General features: G+C 62.5%; 8 protein-coding genes and 1 pseudogene. 4 read left to right on the top strand and 5 right to left on the bottom strand.

Annotated features, from left to right (window positions below; translation table 11 throughout):
• The 3 genes from EN949_RS29850 to coxB all read right to left on the bottom strand — a co-directional run.
• The coding region (locus tag EN949_RS29850) for a heme o synthase (RefSeq protein WP_127371870.1) at positions 1-754 on the bottom strand (754 nt) is incomplete at its 3' end.
• Positions 755-829: 75 nt separating this feature from the next.
• The gene (gene ctaD, locus EN949_RS29845; RefSeq protein ID WP_013532779.1) at positions 830-2,482 is read right to left on the bottom strand and encodes a cytochrome c oxidase subunit I; all 1,653 of its coding nucleotides are present in this window, start codon (positions 2,480-2,482) and stop codon (positions 830-832) included.
• 38 nt (positions 2,483-2,520) lie between these two features.
• Positions 2,521-3,537 (bottom strand): cytochrome c oxidase subunit II, encoded by a 1,017-nt coding sequence (coxB, locus tag EN949_RS29840; RefSeq protein ID WP_032809847.1) that lies wholly within the window; start codon positions 3,535-3,537, stop codon positions 2,521-2,523.
• Between the two features lie 259 nt (positions 3,538-3,796).
• Here coxB and EN949_RS29835 point away from each other — a divergent pair, with 259 nt between their 5' ends.
• Together EN949_RS29835 and tldD are read left to right on the top strand one after the other, a co-directional pair.
• On the top strand, positions 3,797-4,351 hold the full coding sequence (locus tag EN949_RS29835) for an invasion associated locus B family protein (RefSeq protein ID WP_013532781.1): 555 nt from the start codon (positions 3,797-3,799) through the stop codon (positions 4,349-4,351).
• A 157-nt stretch (positions 4,352-4,508) separates the two neighbouring features.
• Positions 4,509-5,921: a metalloprotease TldD gene (tldD, locus tag EN949_RS29830; protein ID WP_127366000.1), complete on the top strand. Its 1,413-nt coding sequence runs from the start codon at positions 4,509-4,511 to the stop codon at positions 5,919-5,921.
• A 25-nt stretch (positions 5,922-5,946) separates the two neighbouring features.
• Here tldD and EN949_RS29825 read toward each other — a convergent pair whose 3' ends face one another.
• Positions 5,947-6,186, bottom strand: coding sequence for a hypothetical protein (locus tag EN949_RS29825; protein ID WP_127366001.1), 240 nt, complete (start codon positions 6,184-6,186; stop codon positions 5,947-5,949).
• A 128-nt stretch (positions 6,187-6,314) separates the two neighbouring features.
• Between EN949_RS29825 and EN949_RS37160 the strand changes: the two genes are divergently transcribed.
• Together EN949_RS37160 and EN949_RS29815 are read left to right on the top strand one after the other, a co-directional pair.
• Complete coding sequence (locus tag EN949_RS37160; protein WP_281039798.1) at positions 6,315-6,437, top strand: hypothetical protein; 123 nt, start codon at positions 6,315-6,317, stop codon at positions 6,435-6,437.
• Between the two features lie 191 nt (positions 6,438-6,628).
• Entirely contained in the window at positions 6,629-7,288 is a 660-nt protein-coding gene (locus EN949_RS29815) for a transglutaminase-like cysteine peptidase (protein ID WP_164755674.1), read from the top strand.
• Between the two features lie 16 nt (positions 7,289-7,304).
• Here the strand turns inward: EN949_RS29815 and EN949_RS29810 are convergent.
• A pseudogene (locus EN949_RS29810) lies at positions 7,305-7,908 on the bottom strand (class I SAM-dependent RNA methyltransferase); the annotation flags it as partial.

Below are 7,908 nucleotides of genomic sequence, written 5' to 3'. Positions count from 1 at the left end.
CGCCATAGAAGGGCGTGGTGTAGCCGAGCAGCCACGGCAGCACGCCGACCGGGGCCAGCACCAGCGCATAGGCGAAGATCTGGCGGCGGGTCGAAGCGTGGCCGGCGACGTTGGGCATCATCGGAATGCCGGCCTTGGCATAGTCCTCGGACTTGAACAGCGCCAGCGCCCAGAAATGCGGCGGCGTCCACAGGAAGATGATCAGGAACAAGACAACGCTTTCGAGGCTGACCGTCCCGGTCACCGCGGCCCAGCCGATCACGGGCGGAATGGCACCGGCGGCCCCGCCGATGACGATGTTCTGCGGCGTCCAGCGCTTCAGCCACATCGTGTAGACGACGGCGTAGAAGAAGATGGTGAAGGCCAGCAGCGTAGCCGCCAGCCAGTTGACCAGCACGCCGAGCGTCATCACCGACAGCACCGACAGCACCAACCCGAAGGTCAGCGCTTCGTGCGGCTGGATTCGACCGGCCGGGACCGGGCGGCTGGCGGTCCTGGTCATCACGGCATCGATGTCGGCATCGTACCACATGTTGAGCGCGCCGGAGGCGCCAGCACCTATCGCAATAGCCAGAATGGCGATCACCGCCAGCAGAGGGTTGATGGTCACGGGTGCGGCGACCAGGCCGACAAAGGCGGTGAACACCACCAGCGACATGACGCGCGGTTTCAGCAGCGCGAAGAAATCGCCCGCCGTCGCTTCCGACATGCGAAAGCCCGCTTCGTCAATCAATGGGTCGTCGACAAGGGCCATGCGTACTTAAGTCCATCATCCGTTGGCCAAAACCGCCGGCGGACCGGCGGTTTCGTATTCGAGCGGGCAGCCGCCTTACTTGATCTTCGGCAGCTGTTCCCACTGGTGGAAGGGCGGCGGCGAAGGCAGCTGCCATTCGAGCGTCGTTGCGCCCTCGCCCCATGGGTTGGCGCCGGCGATCCGCTTCTTCTGGAAGGCCTCGAACACGCCATAGAGGAAGATCAGGACGCCGACGGCCGAGATGTAGGAGCCGATGGACGACACATAGTTCCAGCCGGCAAACGCATCGGGGTAGTCGATGGTGCGGCGCGGCATGCCGGCGAGACCGAGGAAGTGCTGCGGGAAGAAGATCAGGTTCACGCCGACGAAGGTGACCCAGAAGTGGGTGTTGGCGATGACGGGCGAATACATGTAGCCGGTCATCTTCGGGAACCAGTAGTACCAGCCGGCGAAGATGGCGAACACCGCGCCCAGCGACAGCACGTAGTGGAAGTGGGCGATGACGAAATAGGTGTCATGCAGCGAGCGGTCGAGGCCGGCATTGGCCAGCTGGACGCCGGTGACGCCGCCGATGGTGAACAGGAAGATGAAGCCCAGCGCCCACAGCATCGGCGTCTTGAACGAGATCGACCCGCCCCACATCGTCGCGATCCAGGAGAAGATCTTCACGCCTGTCGGCACCGCGATGACCATGGTGGCGAAGACGAAGTAGCGCTGCGTGTCGAGCGACAGGCCGGTCGTGTACATGTGGTGCGCCCAGACGATGAAGCCGACGGCGCCGATCGCCACCATGGCGTAGGCCATGCCGAGGTAACCGAACACCGGCTTCCTCGAGAAGGTCGAGATGACGTGGCTGATGATGCCGAAGCCCGGCAGGATCAGGATGTACACTTCAGGGTGACCGAAGAACCAGAACAGGTGCTGGAACAGGATCGGGTCGCCGCCGCCATCGGGCGCAAAGAAGGTGGTGCCGAAATTGCGGTCGGTGAGCAGCATGGTGATGCCGCCGGCCAGAACCGGCAGCGACAGCAGGAGCAGGAAGGCGGTGATCAGCACCGACCAGGCAAACAGCGGCATCTTGTGCAGCGTCATGCCAGGCGCGCGCATGTTGAAGATGGTGGTGATGAAGTTGATGGCGCCGAGGATCGACGAGGCACCGGCAATGTGGATCGACAGGATCGCCAGATCCATGGCCGGCCCGGGCTGGCCCGAAGTCGACAACGGCGGATAAAGCGTCCAGCCGCCACCGACGCCATAGGCACCCGGTGCGCTCGGCATGAACATCGAGGTGAGCAGCAGGATGAAGGCCGGCGGCAGCAGCCAGAAGGAGATGTTGTTCATGCGCGGGAACGCCATGTCGGGCGCGCCGATCATGATCGGGACCATCCAGTTGGCGAAACCGCCGATCAGCGCCGGCATGACCATGAAGAAGATCATGATCAGGGCGTGCGCGGTGGCGAAGGCATTGTACATGCTCTTGCCGCCGTCGATCGCGGCGTCACCGTTCATGCCGTAGACCATCTGCGCCAGACCGCTGAAGATCTGGATGCCAGGCTCCTGCAGCTCCATGCGGATGGCGACCGACAAGGCGCCGCCGATGATGCCGGCCATGATCGCGAAGATCAGGTAGAGCGTGCCGATGTCCTTGTGGTTGGTCGAATAAACCCAGCGCACCCAACCGTGATAAGGCTTGTGGTCGTGCCCGTCGTGAGCTGCAGCGTCTGCCATGTTCCGCTCCGTTCCCTAAATCTTGCTAACCCGCGGCATCAGTTGCCGGCGGCCGCTACCTTGTTCTGGCCGTCGACCTCGGCCATCAGCGTCTTGTTGGCGCCGGGCAGATCGGTCTTGGCTGCCGCCAGCCAGGTCTTGAACTGCGCATCGGAGACGACGCGGATGGCGATCGGCATGAAGGCATGGTCCTTGCCGCAGAGCTGCGAGCACTGGCCGTAAAAAATACCTTCCTTCTCCGCCTTGAACCAGGTCTCATTGGTGCGACCCGGAACGGCGTCGATCTTGATGCCGAACGACGGCATGGCGAAGGAGTGGATCACGTCGGTCGCGGTGACGAGCACGCGGGTCATGGTGTTGACCGGCACGACCAGCTCGTTGTCGACGGCCAGCAGGCGCGGGTAGACCTTGCGGTCCTCCTTGCCGGCAGCGGCGCGTTCGGCGTCCTGGAGGATCGCGGAGTTGAAAGAGAGCGTGTTGTCGGTCTGGTACTCGTAGTCCCAGTTCCACTGGTTGCCGGTCGCCTTGACGGTCAGCTTTGCTTCTTCCGGCGGCGTGTATTGCGCGGTCAGCAGCTGGAACGAGGGGATAGCGATGAGGAGCAGGATGACGACAGGTCCGATCGTCCAGATCAACTCGATCCACGTGTTGTGGCTGGTCTTGGACGGAACCGGGTTGGCGCTCGCGCGGAATCTGATGATGCAATAGGCGAGAAGAATCAGCACCAGGATGGTGATCGGGACGATGAACCACATTGTGTAGTTCCCGAACCACTCGATCTGCCGCATCATGTCGGTCGCCGGCGCCTGGAAGGTTGTCTCCCAGTTCTTGGGCTGGTCGGCATGGGCGGATGCGCCGGCGAAAAACGTGATAGCGGCACAAGCACTTAGAAACTTGGCACTTGCTGGAACCTTGGCGTTTGCCAGGAAATTTCTCATCGCCCTCATCGTCTCCCAGTTCCTCGCTGTGGTACCCACGAGAATAACGAACAATGCCGGGACGGGAATCCCGACAGTTTCAAGCTGGTTCAAACCATACTCTTTTTCCCTCCGCAAGAAAGGAGCGGACGAAACCGTGCGGCATTTTTGCGCGCAAGCCCGGATGTGCCTTTGGAGGCAGCCGCGGCAGCCCCGAATCGCCTACATTGAACCCACAGCGGCATTCCCGCGGCGCGCACGTGCCGAACGTCGCAATTCGGGCGAAATTGGCAGGGAAAAGCGCCGTATTGGCTTTTTCGGGGCAGACCTGGTGCGGTCTCGTCCTTTACTTGGCTTTGGCGCGGCTTAAAGTGCCGTGATTCGCAATGGAGCCGTCATGAATTACTGGCTTTCGAGAAACTCTCGGTTTTCGAGAAACTGGGCGAAGGTCATCTTTTTCGCCGCCCTGTCTGGCATCGGCTTGTCCGCGATCGTGTCCGGCACGGCGAACGCCGCGCAACCGAGCGGTACCGTTCGCTCGACGCATGGCGCATGGTCGATCATCTGCGACACGCCGGCCGGTGCCACCTCGGAACAATGCGTGATGATGCAGAACGTCGTCGCCGAGGACCGTCCGGAGATGGGACTGTCGGTCGTCGTGCTGCGCACCGCCGACAACAAGGCGGAGATCCTGCGCGTGCTGGCGCCGCTCGGCGTGCTTTTGCCCAACGGGCTTGGCCTCAATGTCGACGGCAAGGACATCGGTCGCGCCTATTTCGTGCGCTGTTTCCAGGACGGCTGCTATGCCGAGGTTATCCTCGAAAAGCCGCTTCTCGACACGCTGAAGACCGGCACGTCGGCCACCTTCATTGTCTTCCAGACCCCGGAAGAAGGCATCGGCATCCCGGTCGACCTCAAGGGTTTTGCCGACGGCTTCGCCGCCCTCCCCTGAAAGCCCGGCGACATCACCGGCTTCATCAACCAGAAGTGACGTCGACGGTCTGCTGGCAAACCGCTTTTGTCTTCACAATGCGGCTGAGCGATTGTCTCGGCGCACCTTCGCGCCTACATCGTGGCAAAGACCCATTCCTCCTGTGAACGGACGCGCCATGAACAGCCTGATCGGCCAATTCGACATTTCAGACGATCGCATCAAGCAGATCGTCGCCGAAACCATCAACGGCGCCGATGACGGCGAGCTGTTCCTCGAATACAGCGAGAGCGAAGCGCTGATGTTCGACAATGGCCGGCTGAAGACCGCCAACTTCAACACCGACCAAGGGTTTGGCCTGCGCGCGGTTGCCGGCGAAGCCAGCGGCTATGCCCATTCCAGCGATCTCTCCGAAGCTTCGCTGCTGCGCGCGGCCGATGCCGTTTCGACCGTCAAGGGCGGCTATTCCGGCACGCTTGCCGCCGCACCCGCCCGCACCAACCGCCATCTCTATGGCGAAGAGAACCCGATCCCCTCGCCCTCCTTCGAGGCCAAGGCAAAGCTCTTGCAGGAAATCGACGCCTGGCTGCGCGCCGAGGATCCGCGCGTGCGGCAGGTTTCGGCATCGCTCGCCGCATCCTGGCAGCATGTCGAGATCGTGCGCGCCGACGGCCAGGTGGTGCGCGACATCCGCCCGCTGGTCCGCGTCAACGTCTCCGTCGTTGTCGGCAATGGCGACCGCCAGGAGAGCGGCTCCTACGGCATGGGCGGCCGCAAGGCGTTTGGCGAATTCCTGGTCGAGGACAGCTGGAAGCACGCCGCCAAGGAGGCGCTCAGGCAAGCCCTGGTCAATCTCGAGGCCATACCGGCGCCGGCCGGCACTTTCGACATCGTCTTGTCCAGCGGCTGGCCGGGCGTCATGCTGCACGAGGCCGTCGGCCATGGGCTGGAAGGCGATTTCAACCGCAAGAAGACCTCGGCCTTCGCCGGACTGCTCGGCCAGCAGGTCGCCGCCAAGGGGGTGACCGTCGTCGACGACGGCACGATGCCCGAGCGGCGCGGCTCGCTGACAGTCGACGACGAAGGCACGCCTTCGGCCCGCAATGTGCTGATCGAGGACGGCAAGCTGGTCGGCTACATGCAGGATCGCCAGAACGCCCGGCTGATGGGCATGAAGGCAACCGGCAACGGCCGCCGCGAAGGCTACGCACACCAGCCGATGCCGCGCATGACCAACACCTATATGACGGCGGGCGACATGGAGCCGGACGAAATCATCGCCTCGGTCAAGAACGGCATCTATGCCGTCTCCTTCGGTGGCGGCCAGGTCGACATCACCTCGGGCAAATTCGTGTTCGGCTGCACCGAGGCCTACCTGATCGAGAACGGCAAGGTGACGCAGCCGATCAAGGGCGCGATGCTGATAGGCAACGGTCCGGACGCCATGCATCGCGTCTCGATGATCGGCAACGACATGAAGCTCGACACCGGCATCGGCATGTGCGGCAAGGCCGGACAGGGCGTGCCGGTCGGCGTCGGCCAGCCGCATCTGCGCATGAACCAGATGACGGTGGGCGGCACGCGGGTCTGAGCGAACGGCCCCGATGGCCGGGCCGTTATGCCTTGCCGATAGACCGGCGCGAAGTCGTGTAGAGAATCAGGAAGGCGATGACGCCACCGATCGCATATTTGACCCAAGCACTCGGGTAGTCGACGGTCCCGTCGTGGCCGGAGACATACAGCGCAGCTGCGACAAACGTCATGGCCGCGATGTCAAGTGCATAGGACGGCAATAGCCCGGTTCGAGCGATCTTTCGCAAAATCCAGGCGACGAGCGCACCCGAGAGCGCCATCATGAGAGTTGCGCCGGCGCTTACGGTTATGCGGCGCCTGACATCGCGCTGCGGACATTTGGCGGGCTCCCAACAGTAGAGGTCGCGACAGCGCGGTGGTGTCGTCCGCACTCGACCTCGCGAAGAAGGGAATGGATTTCGCAGATGCTCTGCATCTGGGGAAATCAGCTCATGGCGCTGGCTTTGCAACCTTTGATCGTAATTTCCTCAAGGCTGCAAAGACGGCGGGATATGACAGCTTGCAGGAAGCATGACAAAGGTCCGTCGCTGGCGCCCTGATGGTCGAGTCAGACCGAATGCGCCCGCTGATGCTTGCGTTTTCCAGTTTGAATTCCCCGGCTGCACCTTGAAGTAAACACAATCGGCATTAGGAAATTGTTAACTGCCTGGGCTGCCGTTTCCGCACGAACGCAGTGCCGGCCCTCTGGTTGCGGTGGTGTTGGCAATGCGGCATTTCCCCGGCGTCCTGACCTCCTCTTTCCTGCTTGGCTTCGTTTCGTTGATTGGCGCGACATCGTTGCAAGCCAGTCCGGCGGCGGCACAGTCGACATTGTTCAAGTCGCGATCGACGCAATCTGCCGCAGTTGGTGGAAGCACCAGCGTCCCCTACGGTTGGGTCGATTTCTGCCATCGCCGGCCAAAGGAGTGCAAGGTGCCCGCTCTGCCGGCGGCGAATATCAAGCTGACCGCGCAGAACCTACGCATCCTCAAACGGATAAATCAGAAGGCGAACAGCGCCATCAAACCCGTCAGCAATTTCGATCACTGGGGTACGATGGCGGATCACTGGGACTATCCGGTGGACGGCAAGGGCGACTGCAAGATCTACGCGCTCTACAAGCGCAAGCTTCTTCTGGCAGCGGGATTCCCCCGGCAGGCGTTGCTGATGACCGTGGTGCGCGACCTGGACAATGAAGGCCACACCATTCTGACGGTGAAAACCGACAAGGGCGATCTTGTCCTGGACAATCTGGTCAATGAGATCAGGCCCTGGAACGCGACGGGCTATTACTTCGTGAAACGCCAGTCGCAGCAGAACCCAAACACCTGGGTGTCGATCAACCAACGCGGCGGCACGTCGAAACGACTGTCGCCAAGTTCGTAGGGCCGAAGCCTCCAGGCTATCGCCGCTTCTTCGGCTTCTCCAGCAGTGCCACCGCTTCGACATGCGGCGACCACAGGAACTGGTCGATCGGCGTCACGCTCTTCAAGGCGTAGCCGCCGTCGATGAGGATGCGCAGGTCGCGAGCCAGCGTCACCGGATTGCAGGATACCGCAGCAACGTAGGGAACATCCGAGCGGGCGATCTGCTTCGACTGGTCCTCGGCGCCGGCGCGCGGCGGGTCGAACACCACACCGTCGAACGCGTTCAACTCCTTGAACGTCAGCGGCCGGCGGAACAGGTCGCGGCGTTCGCCCGTCACCCGCTTCAAGCCGGTGGCGAAGCGCGATCCACGGTCGAGCGCTGAAAGCGCTGCCGCATCGCCTTCCACCGCATGGACTTCCGACTTCGCGGCCAGGCGCAGAGCAAAGCTACCGCAACCGGCGAAAAGATCCGCCACCTTCTTGGCACGCTTCAGATGTCCGCCGACGATGTCGGCCATCGCCTGTTCGGCGGCCTCGGTTGCCTGCAGGAACGCGCCCGGGGGCAAGGCGACAGCGACGCTGCCGAACATGACCACCGGCTTTTTCGGCTCGATAATGATTTCGTCATCGATGGACAGC

This window comes from Mesorhizobium sp. M7A.F.Ca.US.007.01.2.1 (genome assembly GCF_003998165.1).
Classification (GTDB): Bacteria; Pseudomonadota; Alphaproteobacteria; order Rhizobiales; family Rhizobiaceae; genus Mesorhizobium; species Mesorhizobium ciceri.
This window is presented reverse-complemented; position numbering and strand designations above follow the sequence as displayed.